Below are 24,675 nucleotides of genomic sequence, written 5' to 3'. Positions count from 1 at the left end.
TTGAATAAAAATTTGAGATTTATGGTTGAAGGGGCAATTACTTTAGCTTTGACAGCTGTACTAAATAGCATTGTTATTTTTAAAATGCCAAGAGGAGGATCTGTTTCCCTAGCGGGATATGTTCCGATTTTATTGTTTGGACTAAGATGGGGGCTAAAACCAGGGATTGTAATTGGATTAATGTATGGAGTTTTGGATAGCTTTGTTGATCCTTATGTTATCCACCCAATACAATATATACTAGATTATCCAATAGCTTATATGGCTTTAGGATTATCAGGGTTAGGATGTAATGAAGAAACTTTGAGTGGCAAAATTAATTATAAAATGATTTTAGCATGTATATTCGCTATTTTAATGAGAGGAGTAGCTGCGATTTTAAGTGGTTATGTATTTTTCAAAGACACATTGCCAACAGATATTCCTGCATTACTAGGATCATTCTTATATAACATCACCTACATTGTTCCTAATGGAATTATAGCTATAGTTGTCATATTAATTTTAATTAAACCTGTATCAAAGGTAAGTAAAAAATGATTGGTTTGATTTGTTGCGCAGGGGAATTATCTGATAAGAATCTTTTTGAAGAATATTATGAAAAATCAGACTTTAAAATAGCTGTAGATGGTGGAACAAAATATTTCACAGATTATCATAAAGATTTTGATTTCGCTATAGGAGATTTTGACTCTATAAATAATGAGGACAAAATTTTTCTAGAAGAAAACAACAAGATTTTTGAAAAATATAATTGCAAAAAAGATTTTACTGATTTTGAAGCCGCAATAAATATATTAATCGAAAAGAACTGTAATACAATATATGCTTTTGGGGCAACAGGAACCAGATTAGATCACACAATGTCGAATTTAATTTATTCAAAAAAATGCTATGAAAAAGGAATTGAACTTATATTTATTGGTAACAATAATATAATTAAATTCTTAGGAGAAAGCACAGAATGTGTTATGAGATATGACTATATTTCCATTGTAGTTTTATCGAATAGTGGAATGAAAATTAGGTTAAATGGTTTTGAATACGACAGCGAATTTTTAGATGTTGATTTTTGTTCAACATTGACGATTAGTAATAAAATAAAAAATAAAAAAGCATATATAGAATTAATAGAGGGATATGGCCTTTTAATTGATTCTAGAGATTAAAAAAGAGTCGAAGTTTTCGACTCTTTGTTTTATTCTTCTTCTGTTGTTTTGATAAATTGAGGTCTTTCAACTAAACCTGATCTTAAGCATCTAGTGCATACATTGATTCTTTTTGGTTTGCCATCGACTAAAGCTCTAACTTTTCTGATGTTAGGTGCCCAGCTTCTATTTGAAGATCTTAAAGAAAATGATCTATTATTTCCGAAAGTTCTTGATTTACCACAAATTTCACATTTTTTGGACATAATTACACCTCCTGGTTCTTTTTCAAATGTCTCTTGATATTATAGCATATTTTAAAACTGAATTTCAAGCTTTTAGAGCTAAAATATGTTATAATAATATAGTATTAATATGTAAATTAGAATCTTAAACATTAAAAGAGTATAATATAATTAATTAGGTATCACAAATAGGAGGTAATATGACTACTAAAATTGATAACGAATATGGTTCAATATTAATATCAGATAATATCGTTAGAACTATTGCTAGTGAAACAGCTATGACTTGTTACGGGATTGTTGGACTAGCTTATAAAAATTTATCAGACGGATTTTTAATGTTACTCAATAAAGACAATATGAGTAAGGGAGTAAAAGTTTATACAAAAAATAATAAAATTGTAATAGATTTAACTGTAGTTTTGGAATATGGTACCAAAATTGCTGTGGTTTGCCAAAATATCATTGATACAGTTAAATATAGTGTAGAAAACAAAACTGGTCTTGAAGTAGAATGTGTTAATGTTCTTGTTCAAGATATGAGAATAAACGAAGAAAAATAGGGGGCACAATGAAGAATGACGCAACACTGTTCAAGAATTGCCTTCTAGCGGGATTTAAGAACTTAGAAAATAAAAGAGAAATAGTAAATAGCTTAAATGTTTTTCCAGTTCCAGATGGAGATACTGGCACTAATATGACATTGACAATTAAATCAGCTATTTCTAAAGTCAATGGCGTAACTGATTTGAGTATTGCAAATTTAGCTAAAGCCATGAGTGATGGTTCTCTTATGGGAGCTAGAGGAAATTCTGGTGTAATTACTTCTCAAATCATGAGAGGTTTTTATAATGGATTTAAAGATTATACTGAATTTAATATATTTGCATTAAGAGATGGATTTGTTGAAAGTTATAAAACTGCATACAAAGCTGTAATGAAACCAACAGAAGGAACAATTCTTACAGTTTCTAGATGTATGGGTGAGTTTGCTGATCAAAACTACCAAAATTATGAAGACATCAAAGAATTTTTGACAGATATTATATCTGAAGGTAACAAGGCACTTCTTAAAACTAAAGAAATGTTACCTGTTTTGAAAGAAGCCGACGTAGTTGATGCAGGTGGACAAGGTTTAATGTTATTCTTAGAAGGCGTTTTAAATTACGATAATGAAAAATTGATTTCCGAAACAGTAATTGACGAATCTTCTAGAACTATTAATGAAAATACGAATGTTGTATCAGATGAAGAAATAGAATTCGGATATTGTACTGAATTTTTTATAATGACTGATGCAGATGAAAATTCATATAGATCAAAATTAGAAAACTTTGGGGATTGTTTACTAGTTGTAAAAGGTGATGGAGTAATCAAAACTCATATTCATACTAATAATCCTGGTAAAGTTTTAGAAATTGCCATGGAATTAGGTGCTCTAAGAGATATCAAAATAGATAATATGAGATTGCAACATCAAAACTTGCATTCTACTGAAGAAGAAATTAGTCAAGCTTCTACAAAACCTTCAGAACCAGAAAAAGATTTTGGATTTGTGGTTGTTAGCAGTGGTAAAGGATTCAGTAAAGTTTTCGATATGTTAAATGTTGATGAAGTGATTACTGGTGGACAAACAATGAATCCTTCAACTGAAGATATAGTTAATTCTATAGAAAAAGTTAATGCAAAGACAGTTTTTGTATTTCCTAACAATAAGAACATCATATTATCAGCTAATCAAGCAAAACAAATAGTTGATAAAGAAGTATTTGTTGTAGAGACAAAAGCCGTACCACAATCTATTTCGGCTCTTTTAGCATTCAATGAAGAAGCAAGTGCAGAAGAAAACTTTGATAGTTTTAACGATGTAATAGCAACAGTTAAGACTGGTGAAGTTACTTTTGCGGTAAAAGATTTAAATATGTCAGATATTAAAGTAAAGAAAGATGACATTATAGGTCTTGACCAAAAGAATATCAGAGCGGTTGGTAATGATATTAATAAAGTTTCAATGGATTTATTGAGACAACTAATTCAAAAAGACGATTCATTGGTTACAATTTATTATGGTGAAGGCTGTGATGAAATGATGGCTAATAAATTGAAAGATAGTTTGGAAGAAGAATACAAAAATATTGATATTGAGGTTGTCGAAGGATCTCAACCTTTATATTACTATGTATTTTCAATAGAATAACTCCTTACAAATAATTACAAATAATAGATCGATTTTATCGGTCTATTATTTGTATGTTTAATGTAGGGATTTTTTTGTGTGGTGAGTTATGCAATTATCAGAAGTAAAAGGAATAGGAAAGAAAAAATTAGAAGTTTTAAACTCAATGGGTATTTTTGATGTTAATGATTTATTGAATTATTTCCCGTATAGGTACGAAAATAGATCAATAATAAAAAATATAATAGATATACGAGATGAAGAAAGCTGCGTTATAAAAGTCAAATTTATTTCAAATCCTGTAACTAGATATCTTAGAAGAAATTTAAACTTAACATCTGCTATTGCTTTTGACGATACATCTAAAATAAGTGTGTCATGGTTTAATCAGCCTTTTATCAGAAATCAAATTCTACCAAACACTACCTACTATTTGTATGGGAAAATAAATAGAGTTCAAAATCAATTCAAAATATCGTCACCAATTTTAAGTAAAACTTTTGGTGGGAAATTGGGTATTATTTATCCAATTTACAAAGTAAAAAAAGGCGTTACAAATAATGATATGATTAAATTCATTGATTTTGCTATTAAACATTGTATTGATGAAATTAAAAATGTTATTCCTTATAGTATGATTAAAAACTACGATATTGAGAACAAAAGAAATGCAATAAAAAACATACACAAACCTGTGGATTATGCACAATTTAAACGAGCTAGGACAGCGCTTGTTCTTGAAGAAGTTATTATAATGCAATTGGCAATGAAATCAATGAAGACAACACTAAACGAACAAAATTATATAAAATTTCAAACTGACGAAAGCATGGATATTTTCATACAGTCTTTAAAATTTGAACTTACAAAAGGACAGTTAGAAGCAATTAGAGATATTGAAAGTGATATGACATCTGAAAAGAGAATGAATAGATTGGTTCAAGGAGATGTAGGAAGTGGAAAGACAATAGTAGCTGAAGCAGCGATATTCAAATCATATTCAAGTGGTTATCAATCAGCTTTTATGGCTCCTACGGATATTTTAGCGACACAACATTATGAAAACTTATCGGATGATTTTTCAAAATTTGGGTTAAAAGTTTGTTTATTAAAATCTGATTTAACAAAATCGGAAAAAGATTCTGTTTTAGAAGGAATAAAGTCGGGTTATTTTGATGTCATAGTTGGTACGCATGCAATAATTCAAGATTTTGTGGATTTTAAAAAGCTTGGACTCGTAATTACCGATGAGCAACATAGATTTGGTGTAGGGCAAAGAAAGAAAATTTCAGACAAGGGGAAAAATCCAGATGTTCTTGTGATGACAGCTACACCAATTCCAAGAACTTTAGCACTTTCTTACTATGGGGATTTGGATATATCAACAATAAATGAAATGCCTAAAGGCAGAAAAGTAATAGAAACATATTCTGTTGGATTTAGTTATGAAAAAAGAATAGCAGCTTTTATCAGAAAACAAGTTGAAAATGGGTTTCAAGCTTATGTTGTGTGTCCATTGATAGAAGAATCTGAAGCATTGGATTTAGAGAATGTAACAGAACTTTACAATAGGTTATCTAGTGAGTATTTTTCTGATATAAATGTTGGAATGTTACATGGTAAAATGAAATCTTCGGAAAAAGAAGAGATTATGAAAGATTTTGTAGACGGAAAAACAAAAATATTGGTATCTACAACAGTTATTGAAGTTGGCGTTGATGTCAAAAAAGCAAATGTAATTGTTATATATAATGCAGAAAGATTTGGACTTTCACAACTTCATCAACTAAGAGGTAGAGTGGGCAGATCTTCAGATCAATCTTATTGTATTCTTATCAACAATGCATATTCTGATGAACAAATGGAAAGAATGAATATTATGGTTAATACGAATAGCGGATTTGAACTATCACAAAAGGATTTGATGATGAGAGGTAGTGGTGATTTGTTAGGAACTAGACAATCAGGAATACCACTTCTAAACATTGCAGATCTAGAAAAAGACTATGATTTGATAGAAAAGGCTGCTGTGATAACTGAGTATATATATACGAATGATTTATGCGAAACTAAAGAATATATGTATTTGGATGAAGAAATTAATAAGTTTAAAGATAAATTACTAGACAATGTTATTTTTAATTGAGGTGAGAAATGAAAGTTATTTCAGGGAAAATGAGAGGTATGAACTTAAATAGCGATTTAGATAGATTTACAAGACCGACAGAAGGTAAAATAAAGGAAGCTATATTCAGCGTGATTTTTCAAGTAAAACCTAATTCCAAAGCATTAGATTTATTTGCAGGAAGTGGAGCAGTTGGTATAGAGTTCATAAGTCGTGGATGTGATTTAGTAGTATTTAGTGAAGCTTCTAATGATAATATAAAATGCATCAATGAGAATATTGAGCATACAAAATCACAGGAATTCGCAAAAGTCTTTAAAGGTGATTTTAAGAAAAATTTATTAAATATCAGAAGACAAGGATTAAAATTTGATTATGTTTTTATCGATCCGCCTTATGAAAGATTAAATTATTACAAAGAATCCATTCAGATGCTAATAGATAATGATCTTTTAAATGATGATTGTCTTGTTATATTAGAATCCGAAAAAGAATTGTCTGATGAATATTTCAAAAATTTGAAATTAGAAAAACAAAAACAATATGGTAAAAAGAAGAATATATATTTTTTGAGGAATGATAATGAATAAAACAAAGGTATTATATCCGGGTAGTTTTGATCCAATTACGAATGGACACATGGATATTATTGAAAGAAGTGCAAAAATTTTTGAAGAAGTAAATGTAGCTGTTGTAAAAAACATTCAAAAGAAAAGCACATTTTCTCTTGAACAAAGAGTTTCGATGATTAAAAAATCTTGTAGCCATTTATCTAATGTAAGAGTTCATCAATTTGAAGGATTGACTGTAGATTTTGCAAAACAAATAGGATGTAGTACAATTATAAGGGGACTACGTGCTGTTAGTGATTTTGAATCAGAAATGCAAATGTCTTTGGCTAATAAGAAATTAAATAATGAATTAGAAACATTGTTTTTAGTTGCAGATGGCAAATATGCATTTCTTTCGTCTTCTATAGTAAGAGAGATAGCTTCCTACGGCGCTGATATATCAGAACTTGTTCCTGAAAATATCATTGACGATATAAAGGATAAATTTAACGATAAATAAATGCTTTATCTTGAATTAATTTGATATTTTTATTATAATAATTGTAAGAATAATTAGCTCAATGCAGGAGGGTTACATGGATATTATTAAGTTAATAGAAGAAATGGAAGACATACTTGATGAAGCATCAACAGTTCCATTTTCTAAAAAAGTTATGGTTGAAAGAGAAGAACTTCTATCAGTTTTAAAAGATATGAGAGAAAATTTACCAGAAGAAATCAAACAAGCTCAATGGACTAATGCTGAAAAGAATAGAATTATTGATGAAGCTAACAGAGAATCTGAAAATATTAGAACTCAAGCTTACAAAGAAGCAGAAAAAATAGACCAAGAAGCTCGAAACAGATTTGAAACAATGGTAAATGAACACGATGTTACTATTGCAGCTCAAAAAAATGCAGAAGAAATTACTTCTCAAGCTGAAAACAATGCTAGACTATTAAAGAGTCAATCTATCCAATATATCGATGAAATGTTGGAAACAACTCAAGACAAATTGAACAATCTATTGGAAGAATTACAAGAAAACAGAAATGAATTAAAAGGCTAATAAAAAGCTTGGTAGTTTTAGATGACTACCAAGCTTTTTTAAGTATTATTTTAATAAATTATCTGCGAATTTTTTGATATCAGCAGTAGAATTTTCGTCTGGTGTATCATAGCAAATTACAGTATCAATAACGTTTAAATTATTTTTCGAACATCTTTCTTTCCAAAAGCCCATCCATTCACCGTTGTTCCATTCATAAGAACCAAAGAGAGCAATTTTTTTATCACTTAATGTATTTTCTAAATCAGAAAACATCGGTTCAAATGAAGTATCTTCTAGTTCTTCATCACCCATAGCAGGGCACCCAAAAGCAATGACATCGAAATTGTCTATATCATAGTTTTTATAATCATCACTAAATACCATTTCGACTTTAGATCCTTTTGACTCACATTCTTCTTTAATAATTTGAGCCATTTTTTCAGTATTACCAGTTTGAGACCAGTATAAAATTAATAAATTCATAATTTACTCCTTAAAATAATTTATTATATCAAACAAGTTATTTCCTTGTAATGATAATCTTTTTGTTACGAGCTTAGCATAGTCATATTTTTTAAATATATCTTTTGCTTTTTCTACATCAGAATATACTTTCCACTTTCCGGAAATACATTCATTTTTTCCGTTGTAATTGATAAAACCAAGAACATCCTCGTAAGGATATCCTAAGAAAAATCCGATTTCATGAGGAAATTCATTTTCAAGTAATCTTTTCTTTAAAAAATCTATGCTGCTATTAAAATTATCTGCAGGATAACCATAACTTTTCAAAGCATTTTGCAGCCTTTTATCATTATAGTTTTCTATTAAATTGTAATTTATTAAGTACAGCAACAACTTTTTTCTAGTTTGCTTTAAAATAATTAAGCTAAAATTATATTCTGATAATTTTTCGTTTAATTTAAATATGTCTTCAAATATGCTATCTGTATAATCAACATTTATCATATTTGCAAATTTGAGATTACTTAGTGTGGGATAACAATGTTCTAATAATATGTCTTGTAACATAACCACCTCTATAATAAGTATTGATAATTGATATCATAATAAGTATAGCACATGATTTCTGATAAATCAATACTGATTATCAATTAAATTCAAAGAAATTTGTGGTATAATAACTTTGTGCAATAATGATATATGAAGTATCTTGATAATATCGAATGTCTATGTTATATTTTATATATCAACTTAATTGAAATGAGGTGGATAAATGAAGACTATTTTTTCAGTAATTTTAGTTATTGCCAGCATTGTAATAATAATTGCAGTGATGAGTCAAGAAACTAAATCAGAAGGGATGGCAGCGTTAACAGGCGAAACTAATGTCGGTGGACATGGTGGAAGATTAACTAAGGATAATTATATTAACAGAGTTGTTATTGTATCATCAGTTATATTCTTGGTTTCAGCTTTGGCGTTAGCATATATAAAATAATTTAATAGTTGAAAGGAGTAAATCATGGACAATATGTATTACTATTTAGCTATTGCAGCAGGTATTATCGCTTTATTATTTGCTGCAATAAAATTTAGTAGCATAAGTAAAAAAGGTGCTGGTAATGAAAGAATGAGGGAGATATCTGGATTTATTCACGACGGAGCAATGGCTTATCTTTCTCGCCAGTACAAAGCACTTATTATTTTTGTAGTTATAGTATGTGTAATTCTAGGTGTTGCAATCGATTATAAGACAGCTATTTGTTTTTTAGCTGGTGCAATATTTAGTGTACTTGCAGGTTACATCGGTATGCAAGCTGCAACAAAGGCAAACGTTAGGACAGCTAATGCGGCAAAAGAAGAAGGAATGAATGGAGCATTAAACGTAGCATTTTCTGGTGGAGCAGTAATGGGAATGTGCGTTGTTGGATTAGGAATTTTAGGTATAACTCTTTCTTATATTATTTTCCAAGATGCTGAAGTTGTTACTGGATTTAGTTTTGGTGCTTCTTCTATAGCTTTATTTGCCAGAGTTGGTGGAGGTATCTATACAAAAGCAGCTGATGTTGGAGCAGACTTGGTTGGTAAAGTTGAAGCTGGTATCCCTGAAGATGACCCTAGAAACCCTGCAGTAATTGCAGATAATGTTGGGGACAACGTAGGGGATGTTGCTGGTATGGGAGCCGACTTATTTGAATCCTATGCTGGTAGTATTTTATCAGGTATTACATTAGGTTTATTAGCTTATAAAGAAGCTGGTGTATCATTTGCAATAGCAACAGCAGCTTTAGGTGTTATTGCATCTATTATAGGTGTATTTACAGTTAGAGGAGGAAAAGATCCTCAAAAATCTTTGAATACAGGTACAATTATCAGCTCAATATTAGCAATCGCAGGATCATTCTTCTTATCAAGATCTATTCTTGGTAGTAATAATGCTTTCTTCTCTGTATTAGCTGGTATATTAGTTGGATTGATAATTTCACAATTTACTGAATACTACACATCTGAAGATAAAAAGCCAGTTCAAAAAATTGCTGAAGAATCAGAAACAGGTTCTTCTACAAATATTATCTCAGGTTTGGCTACAGGAATGAAATCAACTACTGGTCCAATTATTGTTATAGCTATTGGTATAATAATTTCATTCTTTGCATCAAATGGTGCTACAAACCCTACAGAAGGTTTGTATGGTATTGCAGTAGCTGCTGTAGGTATGTTATCTACTTGTGGAATGACAATTGCAGTAGACGCTTATGGTCCAATAGCAGATAATGCTGGTGGTATTGCTGAAATGTGCGAATTACCAGAAGATGTTAGAAATATTACAGATAAATTAGACTCAGTTGGAAATACTACCGCTGCGATAGGAAAGGGATTTGCAATCGGTAGTGCTGCATTAACAGCATTAGCATTATTTGCATCATATACAGCTGTAGTAGGTTTGAAACAAATAGATGTTACAAGTCCAGAAGTTGTAGCTGGTATGTTCATTGGTGGTATGTTACCATTCCTATTCTCAGCATTGACTATGGATGCTGTAGGAACAGCTGCAAATGATATGATTGTTGAAGTTAGAAGACAATTTAAAGAGTTCCCAGGAATTATGGAAGGTACTCAACAACCTGATTACAAAAAATGTGTAGATATTTCTACAGGTGCTGCATTAAGACAAATGCTTGTTCCAGGTTTGTTAGCTGTAGTTTGTCCAGTTATAATGGGATTCTTATTAGGCGCAGAAGCTTTAGGAGGACTTTTAGCAGGTTCACTTGTAACAGGCGTATTAATGGCAATATTCATGTCAAACAGTGGTGGAGCATGGGATAATGCTAAAAAATATATTGAATCAGGTCAACACGGTGGAAAAGGATCAGATGCTCATAAGGCAGCTGTAGTTGGAGATACTGTTGGGGATCCATTCAAGGATACTTCAGGTCCATCATTAAACATATTAATTAAATTGATGACGGTAGTATCATTAGTATTCGCACCATTGATTGCTCAGCATGGTGGAGTAATACTAAACTTATTCTAAAAATCGAATATTTTAGTATTTGAAGTGTTTTTCTAAAACACGAATTGAATTAAATGATTTTAAGCGGAATGTTATCTTTCTATTGCGGAAAACATTCCGTTTTTAATTTTGTTTTATTTTAATTCAAAATTATTGTATAATATTATTATCTATAATTTTAGGAGGATTAAATGGACGAAGTCGGGCCCAATCTTATTGTAGAATTGGTTATTTTATTAATACTTATAGTAATTAATGCTTTTTTTTCAGCAAGTGAAATAGCAATTGTATCTTGTGATAAAAATAAGCTTAGGGTTATGAGTGATGACGGAAATGAAAAGGCAAAATCTGTTTTAGAACAATTTGAAAAACACACAAAATTTTTGTCTACTATTCAAGTTATATTAACTTATATTGGATTTGTTGCTTCAGCAATATGTGCATCTAGTTTAAGTGTAAGTTTGAGTAAAAAGATGATATTTTTAGGATTAAATAAATCTGTAACTTATTGGATATCAGTGTGTGTTGTACTTATTGTTTTATCGTTTTTGTATATTTTGTTTGGACAATTGATTCCAAAAAGAATTGCTTTGAGTGTGGCGGATTCTTTTGCGTTATTTTCGATTAATGCTGTAAAATTTATTTACTTTATTTTAAAACCATTTGTTTTTTTACTTTCAAAGTCAACAAAATTTATACTGAGTATAATTGGAATTAAAACTTTGAATGTGGAGAGCAAAATTACTGTTGAAGAAATAAAATCAATGGTAGAGGTCGGAAAGGAACAAGGAATTATAAATTCAAACGAAAAAGATATGATTGATGCTGTTATTAACTTTGATGAAAAAACAGCTGAAGAAATAATGACAGCAAGAACAGAAGTATTTGCAATTGACCTTGAAGATTGTATTGAAGATTATTTGGATAAATTAATGGAACTAAAATTTTCAAGAATTCCAGTATATGAAGGTGATATTGACAACATACTGGGCATCATCTACATTAAAGATTACATGAGTGAAGCTTACAAACATGGATTTAATAATGTTGACTTAAGAAAGATTTTAAAGCCAGCGTATTTTATATCAGAAACTAAAAATATCAATGATTTATTCTCAGATATGAAGAAAAAAAGAATTCACATGGCAATCTTAATTGATGAATATGGTGGTTTTTCAGGTATTGTATCGATGGAAGATTTAATTGAAGAAATAGTTGGAAATATCGAAGATGAATACGATCATGAAGCTCCTGATATTATTCAGGTTGACAAGTTTAATTATATAGTAAAAGGTAGTACTTCTATAAAAGAAATTAATTCTAACATTGGACTTGAGATTGATGAGCTATCGGATGATTATGATACATTAGGCGGTATGTTAATAAATCGATTGGGATATATACCTGAAGATGGCTTTAAAAGAAAAATAGAAATAGATGATGTTTTGTACAATATAATTTTTGTGGAAGATAAAAGAATTAAAAAGGTAAAAATTACATTACCTAAGAACTTTTTTGAATAGGTGATTAAATGATTATTATAAAAAATAAAGATGAAATAGAAAAAATGGATATTTCTGGAAATGTTATTTCTGGAATGCATGAAGCTTTGAGGGAATTTGTTAAACCAGGTTTGACTACAATGCAAGTTAATGATTTTTGCGAAAAATTTATTAGAAGCAAGGGAGCAATACCAGCTCAAATAGGATTTGAGGGATTCCCATACGCTACATGTTGCTCTGTAAATGATGAAATATGCCATGGATATCCATCTGATTATATTTTAAAATCTGGTGATTTGTTAAAAGTAGATACAGTAGTTGAATTGAATGGTTGGATGAGTGATTCCTGTTGGAGCTATGCAGTTGGTCAAATAGATGAAGATACTCAAAAACTTATGGATGTTACAAGAGAATGTTTGTATGAAGGAATTAAATTAGCTGTTATTGGCAATAGACTAGGAGATATAGGAGCTAAAATTCAGTCAATAGCAGAAACTAATGGCTATTCTGTAGTACGCGAATTCACAGGCCACGGGATTGGAAGAGGTATGCATGAAGATCCTATGGTTCTTCACTATGGTAAAGAACACAGAGGTCTTAGATTACAAGAGGGAATGGTTTTAACTATTGAACCAATGATTAATATGGGAACTCATAAGTTGAAAATTGATAAAAATGGATGGACAGCTAGAACTATTGACGGGAAAAAATCATGCCAATATGAACACACATTAGCCATCACAAAAGATGGTCCAAGAATTTTGACTAAACAACAAGGACAATAAAATAAAGAGAATATTTTGGGGTTCCTCAAAATATTCTCTATTTTTTTATTACTGGAAAATTATAAAAATCATTAACCTTTTTTGTAGAATATATTAGTCTACTGACTTTTATATCATATTCATATAATTTTTTGTAATTATCAGATAAATTTGAAAAATCTCTGTTCAAAGAATAAATTTTACAATTTTTTTTAATTGCGGACAAATCGAAGTTTTTTTTGAATCCCAATAGGCGAACAGCTTCAATATCTGCATTTACGATATCATCTATAAATTTTTTATCTACTCCTAAAATATAATTTAAAATCAATCTTTGAAGTCGATTTTTGGTATATTTTTTATTTTTTATGTTTTCAAAAAAATCATCATAATTTTCATTCAATGCATTTGATAGAAGATTATCTAATCCTTTCTCATAACCCGTTATATTATCTAATTCTGATTTTTCCACAAATAATTTATAAGATAATATGTCTAAAAGCTTCTTGTTAGATCTAATAGAATTTTGTTTTAGATATTCGTAAGTTAAGGATGGAATTTTGTCTTTAAATTCTTCTAATAACATCAAATTAGTTCTGATAGAGGATGCACTATAAGAGATACATTCTAAGGAATTTGAATTGTATTCGCTATTGACTCTTCTTATTGGCAGAATTTTACATTTAGAGTGTAGTTTATCTAATGATTTCATATATTCCAAAGCAAGAATGTTATTTGATTTGAATATTTCATCGGAATATTCAGAGTAGTTTTGCTTTGAAAATATCATTATGTTTTTATTATATGAAATATTTTTGTTTTCTAGTATAAACTGTTTAATATTACCTTCATTTTCTAGTAGAAAATCTTTGTATGAAATTAGATCTTTTATTTCTGTTTCAATTCCAAAAGAAACATAATCACATCCAATAGTGTCTATTATTTTAATAGCGTAATAGGCGAAATTCTGCGCTGATTGCAAGGAAAATACAGAAGGAATTTCAATAACACAGTCTATCCCGTGTTCCAAAGCAATTTTAGTTTTATGAAGTTTATCTAAAATAGAAAATTCACCACGTTGCACTACATTTCCGCTCATGATTGCAATTATATTTGCTTCTGGGAAAATTTTTTTTATTTGATCTATTTGATGTAAATGCCCAAAATGGAACGGATTGTATTCACATACTATAGCTATATTCATAATTATTGATTCCTTTCATATACTTTTTTCTTATGTTGTATTATAATTGATATTGGTAATATAGTAAATAAAAAGGGGTAGATTTTATGGATATAAGATTTGTTAAAGGCAATATTTTTGAGCTACAAAGCGATGCAATTTTATATTTTATCGAAAATTCACTTCTGGAAGAGAATTCAAAAAAATTAGTTGAAAAAGCTGGAGAAAGAATTTTAGAACCTCTTACAAAAATAAGTGGAATAGAAAAAGGCGAATGTAAAATAATTCCCGCTTTTAATATAACTTCGGATTATGTGATATTGGCAAATTTGCCAGATGATTTAAGAAATAACAACAAAAATATTTTCAAAAATCTAATCTATAATGTTTTTTGTGAAATGAAAAAATTTGAAATTCATTCGCTTAACATAGATTATTCTCTTTTAACTGAAAAATATTCTAGTGAATTTGTTAATCTTATAAATGAAGTTATAGACGAAAAATCGTTAAGAATTAGCGATTTTCTTGTATTTATGTGCAAAAGTTAATAATTGACTTTTAACTTAAATTACTCTAAAATAATATTATGTCCAATGACGAAAGGTAGTGATTGATATTTTTCCAGAAACTCATAAGAGAATTGTTAGAGAAATAAATCAAGACATTAAAGATTCCTATGGAATCAATTTAAATATAAAAAAATTAGAATGGGGAGCCGTTAGTCCAGATATTTTACCAAAATACAAGCTAATAGCACATTACAAAGAAGAAAGTATAAATTATATTGTAAAAGAAATTATCACTATAATTTATCTTTTTCAATTTACAGATTTAACAAGATTGAATTCATTGCAAAATAAGATTTTAAGTACAAAACTTGGAGTAATAAGTCATTATCTAAGTGATTATGTGTGTCTTCCACATGCAAAAAGATGGAGGTGTAATCAACACCTTAAAGATCACATGAATTACGAAAGAGTTTTGAATAAGTTAGCACAAAATCATATATTTGACAAAAAAGCAATAACATCAAGTCAAATAAGCATAGATAATGATGAATGTGTGATGTTAAAAACATTGGTTAAGAATTATATTGAAGATATAGTAGATGAATATAGCATTTCAGAAGATAAAACAAGAGATTTGGACTTTGCGTACGGTTTGAATTATTCTATTTTCTGTTTTATCTTTGAAACTATTGAAGTATTCTCTACAGAAAGATACTATCAAAAGTCCTTTGTTTTTTAAATATAATTAGGAGTAGGAGTTATGTATAAAGCTTATAACACGAACAATTTAAAGAAAAAGCTTGAGAAAAAATTTCTTTTCGAAGACGATTTATTAGCTTTATACTTAATGCTTGATATTGTTCAACAAGAAAACAAAATACAACCTTGTTATGTCAAATATAACGCTCTTAATAAAATTTACAATGTTTTAATTAATCATTTGTCGTATAGAAATGATAGAGAAAATATTATTAAAGCTATTTTTGATTTGATATCAGAAGATATTAATAAAATTGAATTCACTTATTATCTTCAAGCTTATACTGAAGGCTTTAATAACAAGAATATAAGTGATGAGTTGGAGTTTTATGCATTAAGACATATTCCAGCATCTACGATTAAAAAATCGGATATTCTTCTTCATAATACTGAAAGCAGAAGTGCTAAGTTTTTAAAAAGTAAGATGATTAGTTCAATTAAAAACAAATCAAATGCATTTAGAGTACAAGATTCAATAATAGATAATTATTGTGAAAACATCTTAAAAGACAAGATATTTAGCATTAATAGCAAGATGGACAAACAGTTAGTGATGAAATCTATTAATGATAGTGTAGTGATTTCTGAAGAAAAATTCTTGAATATGTGGCAATTAGAAAATTTGTACAAAAAAATTGTTAAAACTTTGAAAACTGTTTTAAATAATTCTATAGAAGATGCATTGTGGTATGGGTTAAATGACAGAGTATTACAAAGGTATAAGTAAATTGTAAAGTCGGATTTAAATTGTTGTAAAAAAATTTGACAAAACAAATTTAATCGTTTATACTAGTAAAGTAATGTTTGATACATTAAGCCCAGATAGCTCAGTCGGTAGAGCAAAGGACTGAAAATCCTTGTGTCGCTGGTTCGATTCCGGCTCTGGGCACCAAAATGTGTGCGGAAGTGGCTCAGTGGTAGAGCATCGCCTTGCCAAGGCGAGGGTCGCGAGTTCGAGTCTCGTCTTCCGCTCCATACGGCGACATAGCCAAGTGGTAAGGCAGAGGTCTGCAACACCTTCACCCCCAGTTCAAATCTGGGTGTCGCCTCCAAAGGAAAGTTTATTATAGACTTTCCTTTTTTTTATATGTAAAGGAGTTAATATGATTTTTATTGATTTATTAAAAGATGAGTATATTGAGGAACTATCAGATTTTGTATACAAACTGAGAAATAATTTTTTATTTCAAAATAAGTTTGATTCAAATTTGGCGAAAAATAAAATAACAATAATTAAATCTTTGAAAAAACAAATATCTAATAGAAATCATTTCGTGATTTTTGAAGGAACCAAGTTAATTGGGTATTTGGTGTTAGATTTAGATGATAAAGAGTTGCTAATTAAAGAGATATATATAGATAAAATTAATAAATCAATACTCTTTAAAATTTTTAGATTTTTAATGGATTATGCACTATCAAACTTATTTGATATAATTAAATTTAAGTTCAATGGATTTATTTTCGATGAAATTATAAAAGAACATTTGGATGATCAAAATAGATTAGAAATAAAGAATGATATGTTTGAAGAATCTCATAAGAAATTTGCGATAATTAGTTTTAAAGCTAAAAATGGCTTGATAAAATTTTTAAAAGGCAATGATTATGAAGTTATTTACAGTTTCGATAGTAAAAAAATGGATGAAAAAGTTAGTGACCATGTAGATATGCAAATTAGGAAAATAAATGAAAATGCATTCGTTTGTACTCAAGAATCGTATTTTCATTATAGGGCATATCTTCCAAATTATATAGCATTATATGTAACAGAGCTTGAGATAACGAACACATACCCGAAAGATTGCCTGTTAAATAACTTTTCAATTGAAAATCATTTAGTCTGTAATAAAAAATCTGTAGATCCTGTTGTATTAAAATTACTTAAAGATGAGAAAATAATAATGGTCAAACAAGGATATTCCAAATGTTCAACAATAGTTACTGATAAATTTGTAATTACCAGTGATAAATCTATATATAATAGTGTTCAGAAACAAAATATTAAGGCATATTTGATAGATTCTGGTGAAATAAAACTAGAAGGTTATGATACAGGATTTATTGGTGGGACTTGTGGATATTGTGCTGATTTAGGGGTTGTGTTTTATGGCAATCTTGAAAATTATAAATTTAAAAATAAACTTATTGAATTTTTAGAAAAAGAAAATATAAAATACTATTATACAGATGATGATGATTTTATAGATCGCGGATCTATAATTTTTAATTAATAGGAGGTCAATTATGATTCAACCATCTACATTACCGGGAATGATGGAACTTCTTCCTGAAGACCAAATGGTGTTCGATACAATTAAAAGAAGAATAGAAGATGTTTTTATTAAAAATGCATTTTTTTCAATCGATACACCTGCTATAGAAAAATTAGACGTTTTGCTATCTAAAGGTGGAGGAGAAACAAGTAAGCAAGTGTATAGAATTGATAGTAGTAAGAAAAATCAAGGATTGAGATTTGACTTAACTGTGCCACTCGCAAAATACGTTTCAATGTACATGCAAGACTTAGCATTCCCATTTAGAAGATATCAAATAGCTAAGGTGTATAGAGGAGAAAGAAATCAAAAAGGAAGATATAAAGAATTTTATCAATGCGATATAGACATCATAGGAAATCAAAAATTGAGCTTATATAATGATGCAGAAATAGTAAAATGCATGTATGAAGCTTTAAAATCAATAGATGTTCCAGATTTTGAATTTCAATTTAATAACAGAAAAATATTGAATGGATATTTCTCTAATTTAGGTGTTGAAGACTTTGAATCATGTTTGAGAATAATTGACAAATTAGATAAAATAGGAATAGATAATGTAAAAGAAGAATTATCTAAGCTAAACTTGGATAATGAAAAAATTGATTCGATTTTAAATTTCTTACAAATAGATGGAACTAACCAAGAAATAATCGAAAAACTTGAATCATTGAATATTGCTAATGATTTATTTGTATGTGGGCTTGATGAATTGAAATTTGTATATGACGATATTTTATCTTTAGGAGTTAGTCCAGATAATATTAAAATAAATTTATCTATAACTAGAGGGCTTGATTACTACACAGGTTCAGTATTTGAAACATTTTTTAAGGAATATCGTGAAATCGGATCGATTTGTTCTGGAGGAAGATATGATAGTCTAGCGAATAATTTTACTAAAAGCAAGTTGCCTGGAGTAGGAATGAGTATCGGCTTAACTAGATTATTCTATCAACTTCAAGAATTAAATTTGGTTAAAGGACAACAAACTAACTTTGATTGCATCATTATTCCTATGAAAGGTTATGAAAAAAATGCAGTGAAGTTGATGAATGATTTGAGAAGTTCTTATGTAAGATGTATGAGTTATCTTGAAGATGATAAATTAAAAAAGAAATTTAATTATGCTGACAAATTATCCGTAAAATATGTTATAATAATAGGACAAGATGAAGTTGAGCAAAATAAATTTACTTTACGAAATATGGTAAATGGTAATCAAGAATTATTAGAGCTTAACCAAATTATTGAAAAGTTAAAATAAAGGCGATGAAAAATCCCAGTAGGCATATAAGAACTTTCAGAGAGAGTAAAACTTAGGCTGAAATTTTACTTAAGAGATCAGTATGCTGAATACTAATTTGGAGCCTATTGTCAAATGAGAAAAAATTAGGGTGGAACCACGAGACACTTGTCCCTATCGGGATGAGGGTCTCTTTTTTATTAGGAGGTATTTATGTTTGAAGTAAAATTAAAAGATGGATCCGTAAAAGAATTTGATGAAGAAATAAGTTTATTAGATGTTTGCAAATCAATTTCTGAAGGATTAGCAAGAGACTGTGTCGGAGCAGTTGTAGATGGTAAAATTATGGGATTAATGGAAACTATTAATTCTGACTGTGAAGTTCAATTCGTAAAATTTGATGATGAAGAAGGAAAGCAAGTTTTTTGGCATACTTCATCTCACTTAATGGCTTATGCTATTCAAAGATTGTATCCAGATACAAAATTTGCAATTGGACCATCAATTGATTCTGGATTCTATTATGATTTAGATACAGATCACAAGTTTGTACCTGAGGATTTAGAAAAAATTGAAGCCGAAATGAAAAAAATAGTTAAGGAAAATCCTAAATTAGTAAGAGTTGAGATTTCAAGAGAAGAAGCTTTGGAAAGATTTAAGAAAGAAGGTCAAGATTATAAAGTTGACTTAATAGAAAATCTTGATGAAGATGCTACAATTACATTGTATGAAATGGGAGACTTCGTTGATTTGTGTAGAGGACCTCATTTATTAGAAGTGAAAAATATTAAAGCATTCAAGTTATTATCAATTGCCGGTGCATACTGGAGAGGTGATGAAAATAACAAGATGCTTCAAAGAATTTACGGAATTTCATTCCCTAAGAAAAAATTATTAGACGAATATTTAGAAAGAATGGAAGAAGCTAAGAAAAGAGATCACAGAAAAATTGGTAAAGAAATGGGGCTATTCTCAATTCAAGAAGAAGGACCGGGTTTCCCATTTTTCCATCCAAATGGAATGGTTGTGTTAAATGAACTAGAAAAATTCTTGAAGGAACAACTTTTAGATAGAGGATATGGTCAAATCAAAACTCCATTGATTTTGAACGAAGATTTATGGCACCAATCAGGTCACTGGGATCACTACAAAGAAAATATGTATTTCACTCAAATAGATGGTGATGATTATGCAATAAAGCCAATGAACTGTCCAGGATCAATTTTAGTTTACAAGGATGAATTGCACAGCTACAGAGAGCTTCCAATTAAAGTTGCAGAATTGGGTCAAGTTCACCGCCATGAATTATCAGGTGCATTGCATGGCTTATTCAGAGTTAGAACTTTCGTACAAGATGATGCACATGTATTCTGTTTACCTGAACAAATAGAAGAAGAAGTAACTAAGATTATAGATTTCTGTGATTATATTTATTCTAAGTTTGGTTTTAAATACGAAGTTGAATTGTCAACTCGTCCAGAAGATTCAATGGGATCAGATGAAGATTGGGATTTAGCAATTAATTCACTTAAGAGTGCGTTGGAACACAAAGGTCTTGAATATAAGATTAATGAAGGTGACGGTGCTTTCTACGGCCCTAAAATAGATTTCCATTTGGAAGATGCAATTGGTAGAACTTGGCAATGTGGAACTATTCAATTAGATTTCCAAATGCCAGAAAGATTTGATATGACTTATATAGCAAGTGATGGATCTAAAAAACGTCCAGCGATGATTCATAGAGCTATTTTAGGTAGTGAAGAAAGATTTATGGGAATATTAATCGAACACTATGCTGGAAAATTCCCATTATGGTTATCACCAGTTCAAGTAGAAATTCTTCCTATTAGCGATAAATTCAATGATTATGCGTATGAATTACAACAAAAAATGAAAGCACGTGGATTGAGAGTGAAAGTCGATGATAGAAGTGAAAAAATCGGTCTTAAGATCAGGGAATCTCAATTGAAGAAAGTGAACTATTCATTAATAATTGGACAAAATGAAATTGATAACAATGAGGTATCAGTAAGAAAAAGAGATCTTGGAGATGTAGGATCTAAGAATACTGATGAATTTATTGATGAATTAGTAGATGAATATCAAAATAGAAAATAATTCTATAAATAAAGCTTATTTTACAATATAAAAATTTGCTCTGAATTTTTCAGAGCAAATTTTTAATAGAAGGAGGTAAAATGTACAAGAAATTTTATTGGTTTCTAAAATATTACAAAAACAAATTAATTCTTGCTATTACATTTCTTTTATTAAGTGACCTGGTCGGATTAATTCCCCCATATATTACAGGGAAATTAACCGATAGAGTATTAAATAATTCGATAGAATTAAAACCTTTTTTAATTATACTTTTAATTGATGTTTTAGTAATAGGAATTAAATATTTTTTTGCAATGGGATGGTGTTATTACACATTCAGAGCTTCGAATGAAATAGACTATGTAACTAGAAATAGACTTATGGATAAATACTTAAACGAATCCATGAAATATTTTCAAACTTTCAAAACGGGAGAACTTATGAACAGAGCTACTGGAGATGTCAATAGTTTAAGCGATTTGATGGGATTTGGAACTCTTACATTTTTCGATTCTACAGTATTTCCTTTGTTTATAATAATTATAATGATGGTCGTCGTTGACGTTCGATTAACACTTGTTTCTATAATACCTCTTCCTATATTGGCATTTTTGTGTTTAAAGATTGGTAAGAAAATCCATGAAAAATACTCAATAGTGCAATCTACATTTGATAAGCTAAACAATAGTGTGTTAGAAGATGTTGAAGGTATTAGAATTATAAGAGTTTTTGGGATAAAAAATGCTAGATATTTTTCGTTTCAAAATCGATCTAAAATGTTGGTTCAAAAAAACATGGATGTTGTAAAATACAGAGCAATGATGGCTCCTTTTCAAAGAATAATTCCAGCAATGACTTTTGTTATAGCAATCGGATATGGAACATTTTTAATAAGTAAGAATCAAATATCTGTTGGTCAATTGGTTTCTTTTACTTATTATTTAAATATGTTAATTTGGCCAATGTATGCATTAGGAAACTTCATAAATGTATATCAACAAGCCGATGCATCAATGGATAGAATCGATAATATACTTGACTATAAAGATGAATTAGATTTAAACGAAGATTACAAGGAAATTGATGATATAGAAAGTATTAAGTTTGAAAATTATAGTTTCAAATATCCTTACTCTAAAGAATTCGCACTTAAAGATATTTCTTTTGAATTCAAGAAGAACATGAGGGTGGCTATTGTTGGAAAGACAGGGTCAGGAAAGTCAACTATTCTTAAACAATTATTATTCTTATATCCAAGGCAAGATGAATTTGAAATCAACGGTAAATACACGAATTTATTAAATTTAAAATCAGCTAGAGATAATATGGCGTATGTGTCTCAAAAAAGTATGATTTTTTCGGATACAATAAAGAATAATATAAAACTTTCCAAGATAGAGGCCACAGATGAAGAAGTGATTAAAGTATCTAAAAGCGCGGATATTTATAAGGATATAGTCAATTTTCCTGATGAATTTGACACTTTGTGTGGTGAAAACGGACTGTCATTATCTGGAGGTCAAAAACAAAGAATTTCATTAGCAAGAGCTTTATTAAAAGATTCAAACTTGGTTGTATTAGACGACTGTTTAAGCGCATTAGATACTCAAACTGAGAAACATATTTTGATAGAGTTAAAAAAACTTAAAAAAACAGTAATCTTATCGACTCATAGATTAAATCAGATTGACGATTTTGATTTAATAATAGTAATGAAAGATGGTCAAATAAGTGAGATGGGTACTCATTCGGAATTAATGGAAAACAAACAATGGTATTACAATCAATATAATATCCAATTAGTAAGGGGCAGATATGAAGAGTAAATTAAGAAATAAATTTGTATCAGAAAAACTAAAAATGTATTCCATGAAGCAATCTAAAGAATTGGTGATTGGATTTGTCTTTTCCTTATTAAGAACTTCAATGGAAATTTTGGGTCCGATTGTAATAGGATTTGTGTTAAATGAGTTTGTAGCAAAGAATAATATAGTTGGAAATTTTTCATCAATTATTAAATACTTGGCTATTTATTTGGTGATTTACGTTGCGTGTGGAATTTTCAGTAACTTGAGTATGATTTATTTTGAATTGGCAGCAAATAACGTAACATATTTTGTACAAAATGATATTTATAAACATATCAATGAATTACCTATAGAATACTTTGACAATCTGGCAGCAGGAAGTATCGTATCAAGGATTACGAATGATACTATGAGATTAAAGATAATGTTTCAACTTATATTGGCAGATATTACAACTGCTGCAATAATGATAATTGCAATATATATTATGATGGTTGTAACAAATATTAAAGTGTCTTTGATGCTTTTGATTTTGTTTCCATTTGTTTTCTTAATATTCTATGACTATAGATATAAATCAGCAAAACATAACAAAAGAATCAGACATCTGGTTAGTAAAATAAACGCAAATATTAATGAAAATATTAATAATATGGAAATAATTCAAGCTTTAAATGTCAAACAAACTATAAAAGATAAGTTCGATAAAATTAACAAAGAAATTTTTGGAAATAATTTAGCTCTTACTAAATTAAGAAGCTATGGAGGATACAGGGCTATTGATATAATTGGTTTATTATCAACAGTTATAATTTTATTTTATTTTGGATATGGTCAGATAACCAAAAGCTATCCAGTTACAGTTGGTGGGCTTTATATAATTATCGATTATACTTCAAAGATTTTTTCGAATGTTAGTGTAATTGTTACAAGATTTGGAGATATGGAACAAGCTTATGCATCTGCAAGTCACATATTTGACATAATGAAATTAGATACAATTGAAAAGTCAGATGGTGTGATAGAAGATCTAAAGGGAGATATTGAATTTAAAAATGTTTATTTTGCTTATGATAAAAATGATGTATTGAAGGATATTTCATTTAAAATACCAAAATCAACTAGTGCAGCTTTTGTAGGGACTACAGGTAGTGGAAAATCAACGATCCTTAATTTAATATTGAAGTTTTATGACGTAAAAAGTGGTGAAATTTTAATTGATGGGGTAAATATCAATAATTTAAATGAAGATATTATGAGAGAAAACTTTGCGGTTGTACTACAAGATCCGTTCCTTTTTGAAACTACATTAAAAGAAAATATAACTTTAGATAAGGATTATAGTGACGAGGAAGTGATCCATGCGTTAGAAGAATTAGGATGCTATACATTGCTTAAAAAAGGTTTAAATGAACCTATAAAAGAAAAAGGCTCTAATCTTTCACAAGGAGAAAGACAATTAATCTCCTTTGCAAGAGCATATATTAGAAATCCTAGAATATTAATTTTAGATGAAGCTACATCGAATATTGATACTGAAACAGAGCAAATTATCCAACAACCATTAGAAAAATTAAAATATTCAAGAACTACATTGATAGTAGCTCACAGATTATCTACAATTAGAAATGTAGACAAGATTTTTGCCTTATCCAATGGTAAAATAATAGAAAGTGGAACTCATGATGAACTATTACTAAAAGATGGTTTCTACAAACAAATGTACGATGAGCAATCATCCATTTAAAGGGGG

At 29.2% G+C, this 24,675-nt stretch carries 24 protein-coding genes and 3 tRNA genes; 23 read left to right on the top strand and 4 right to left on the bottom strand.

The window, feature by feature from the left end; translation table 11 throughout:
* Both thiT and GKF99_RS03345 read left to right on the top strand, forming a co-directional pair.
* Positions 1-540, top strand: coding sequence for an energy-coupled thiamine transporter ThiT (gene thiT, locus GKF99_RS03350; RefSeq protein WP_094207069.1), 540 nt, complete (start codon positions 1-3; stop codon positions 538-540).
* Positions 537-1,169: a thiamine diphosphokinase gene (locus GKF99_RS03345; protein WP_094207070.1), complete on the top strand. Its 633-nt coding sequence runs from the start codon at positions 537-539 to the stop codon at positions 1,167-1,169. Before thiT ends, GKF99_RS03345 begins: the two co-directional genes overlap by 4 nt.
* Positions 1,170-1,198: 29 nt before the next feature.
* On the opposite strand, the gene rpmB is transcribed toward GKF99_RS03345, so the two are convergent.
* Entirely contained in the window at positions 1,199-1,414 is a 216-nt protein-coding gene (rpmB, locus tag GKF99_RS03340; RefSeq protein WP_002836298.1) for a 50S ribosomal protein L28, read from the bottom strand.
* A 179-nt stretch (positions 1,415-1,593) separates the two neighbouring features.
* Here rpmB and GKF99_RS03335 point away from each other — a divergent pair, with 179 nt between their 5' ends.
* From GKF99_RS03335 to GKF99_RS03310, 6 genes are all read left to right on the top strand, one after another.
* Positions 1,594-1,956 (top strand): Asp23/Gls24 family envelope stress response protein, encoded by a 363-nt coding sequence (locus GKF99_RS03335; RefSeq protein ID WP_002836299.1) that lies wholly within the window; start codon positions 1,594-1,596, stop codon positions 1,954-1,956.
* 8 nt (positions 1,957-1,964) lie between these two features.
* A complete protein-coding gene (locus tag GKF99_RS03330) occupies positions 1,965-3,590 on the top strand; it encodes a DAK2 domain-containing protein (RefSeq protein WP_154272653.1) in 1,626 nt (541 codons plus the stop codon).
* Positions 3,591-3,678: 88 nt separating this feature from the next.
* Complete coding sequence (recG, locus tag GKF99_RS03325) at positions 3,679-5,715, top strand: ATP-dependent DNA helicase RecG (protein ID WP_154272652.1); 2,037 nt, start codon at positions 3,679-3,681, stop codon at positions 5,713-5,715.
* Positions 5,716-5,723: 8 nt separating this feature from the next.
* Positions 5,724-6,284 (top strand): 16S rRNA (guanine(966)-N(2))-methyltransferase RsmD, encoded by a 561-nt coding sequence (gene rsmD / locus GKF99_RS03320; protein WP_094207073.1) that lies wholly within the window; start codon positions 5,724-5,726, stop codon positions 6,282-6,284.
* Positions 6,277-6,765 carry a pantetheine-phosphate adenylyltransferase gene (gene coaD / locus GKF99_RS03315; RefSeq protein WP_094205600.1) on the top strand — a complete coding sequence of 163 codons (489 nt, stop codon included), beginning with the start codon at positions 6,277-6,279 and terminating at the stop codon, positions 6,763-6,765. Before rsmD ends, coaD begins: the two co-directional genes overlap by 8 nt.
* 76 nt (positions 6,766-6,841) lie before the next feature.
* Positions 6,842-7,315: a hypothetical protein gene (locus GKF99_RS03310; protein ID WP_035109473.1), complete on the top strand. Its 474-nt coding sequence runs from the start codon at positions 6,842-6,844 to the stop codon at positions 7,313-7,315.
* A 45-nt stretch (positions 7,316-7,360) separates the two neighbouring features.
* Here GKF99_RS03310 and GKF99_RS03305 read toward each other — a convergent pair whose 3' ends face one another.
* Positions 7,361-7,780 carry a flavodoxin gene (locus GKF99_RS03305; protein WP_094205602.1) on the bottom strand — a complete coding sequence of 140 codons (420 nt, stop codon included), beginning with the start codon at positions 7,778-7,780 and terminating at the stop codon, positions 7,361-7,363.
* A 3-nt stretch (positions 7,781-7,783) separates the two neighbouring features.
* Entirely contained in the window at positions 7,784-8,329 is a 546-nt protein-coding gene (locus tag GKF99_RS03300) for a DUF3793 family protein (RefSeq protein WP_094207074.1), read from the bottom strand.
* Positions 8,330-8,534: 205 nt separating this feature from the next.
* Here GKF99_RS03300 and secG point away from each other — a divergent pair, with 205 nt between their 5' ends.
* The 4 genes from secG to map all read left to right on the top strand — a co-directional run bounded on the left by secG (position 8,535) and on the right by map (position 13,062).
* Positions 8,535-8,759 (top strand): preprotein translocase subunit SecG, encoded by a 225-nt coding sequence (gene secG / locus GKF99_RS03295; protein WP_002836307.1) that lies wholly within the window; start codon positions 8,535-8,537, stop codon positions 8,757-8,759.
* 24 nt (positions 8,760-8,783) lie between these two features.
* Complete coding sequence (locus GKF99_RS03290) at positions 8,784-10,796, top strand: sodium-translocating pyrophosphatase (protein ID WP_154272651.1); 2,013 nt, start codon at positions 8,784-8,786, stop codon at positions 10,794-10,796.
* Positions 10,797-10,966: 170 nt separating this feature from the next.
* Positions 10,967-12,298, top strand: a complete 1,332-nt coding sequence (locus GKF99_RS03285) for a hemolysin family protein (RefSeq protein WP_110058088.1) — start codon at positions 10,967-10,969, stop codon at positions 12,296-12,298.
* Between the two features lie 8 nt (positions 12,299-12,306).
* A complete protein-coding gene (gene map / locus GKF99_RS03280) occupies positions 12,307-13,062 on the top strand; it encodes a type I methionyl aminopeptidase (RefSeq protein WP_110058087.1) in 756 nt (251 codons plus the stop codon).
* 37 nt (positions 13,063-13,099) lie between these two features.
* Here map and GKF99_RS03275 read toward each other — a convergent pair whose 3' ends face one another.
* Positions 13,100-14,245 (bottom strand): nucleotidyltransferase family protein, encoded by a 1,146-nt coding sequence (locus tag GKF99_RS03275; RefSeq protein ID WP_154272650.1) that lies wholly within the window; start codon positions 14,243-14,245, stop codon positions 13,100-13,102.
* Between the two features lie 86 nt (positions 14,246-14,331).
* Between GKF99_RS03275 and GKF99_RS03270 the strand changes: the two genes are divergently transcribed.
* The 11 genes from GKF99_RS03270 to GKF99_RS03220 all read left to right on the top strand — a co-directional run bounded on the left by GKF99_RS03270 (position 14,332) and on the right by GKF99_RS03220 (position 24,669).
* Positions 14,332-14,772, top strand: a complete 441-nt coding sequence (locus GKF99_RS03270; RefSeq protein WP_154272649.1) for a hypothetical protein — start codon at positions 14,332-14,334, stop codon at positions 14,770-14,772.
* 58 nt (positions 14,773-14,830) lie between these two features.
* Entirely contained in the window at positions 14,831-15,472 is a 642-nt protein-coding gene (locus tag GKF99_RS03265; protein ID WP_094224638.1) for a zinc dependent phospholipase C family protein, read from the top strand.
* Between the two features lie 21 nt (positions 15,473-15,493).
* Positions 15,494-16,219 (top strand): hypothetical protein, encoded by a 726-nt coding sequence (locus GKF99_RS03260; protein WP_094224639.1) that lies wholly within the window; start codon positions 15,494-15,496, stop codon positions 16,217-16,219.
* An 89-nt stretch (positions 16,220-16,308) separates the two neighbouring features.
* A tRNA-Phe gene (locus tag GKF99_RS03255) sits at positions 16,309-16,384 on the top strand.
* Between the two features lie 8 nt (positions 16,385-16,392).
* Positions 16,393-16,467, top strand: a tRNA-Gly gene (locus tag GKF99_RS03250).
* A 3-nt stretch (positions 16,468-16,470) separates the two neighbouring features.
* Positions 16,471-16,544 (top strand) — tRNA-Cys (locus tag GKF99_RS03245).
* 51 nt (positions 16,545-16,595) lie between these two features.
* On the top strand, positions 16,596-17,726 hold the full coding sequence (locus GKF99_RS03240; protein ID WP_154272648.1) for a DUF6873 family GME fold protein: 1,131 nt from the start codon (positions 16,596-16,598) through the stop codon (positions 17,724-17,726).
* Positions 17,727-17,739: 13 nt separating this feature from the next.
* On the top strand, positions 17,740-19,035 hold the full coding sequence (gene hisS, locus GKF99_RS03235; protein WP_154272647.1) for a histidine--tRNA ligase: 1,296 nt from the start codon (positions 17,740-17,742) through the stop codon (positions 19,033-19,035).
* A gap of 192 nt (positions 19,036-19,227) precedes the next feature.
* Complete coding sequence (gene thrS / locus GKF99_RS03230; RefSeq protein WP_154272646.1) at positions 19,228-21,132, top strand: threonine--tRNA ligase; 1,905 nt, start codon at positions 19,228-19,230, stop codon at positions 21,130-21,132.
* A gap of 80 nt (positions 21,133-21,212) precedes the next feature.
* Positions 21,213-22,940 carry an ABC transporter ATP-binding protein gene (locus GKF99_RS03225; protein ID WP_154272645.1) on the top strand — a complete coding sequence of 576 codons (1,728 nt, stop codon included), beginning with the start codon at positions 21,213-21,215 and terminating at the stop codon, positions 22,938-22,940.
* Positions 22,930-24,669 carry an ABC transporter ATP-binding protein gene (locus tag GKF99_RS03220; protein ID WP_154272644.1) on the top strand — a complete coding sequence of 580 codons (1,740 nt, stop codon included), beginning with the start codon at positions 22,930-22,932 and terminating at the stop codon, positions 24,667-24,669. The genes GKF99_RS03225 and GKF99_RS03220 overlap by 11 nt, the downstream gene beginning before the upstream one ends.
* The last annotated feature ends 6 nt before the right edge of the window (positions 24,670-24,675 follow it).

Origin of the sequence: Finegoldia sp. BIOML-A2 (assembly GCF_009678315.1) — a bacterium.
In the GTDB taxonomy this organism is placed as follows: Bacteria; Bacillota; Clostridia; order Tissierellales; family Peptoniphilaceae; genus Finegoldia; species Finegoldia magna.
The sequence above is the reverse complement of the archived record's forward strand: the minus strand, read 5'-3'. Positions and strand labels throughout refer to the sequence as shown.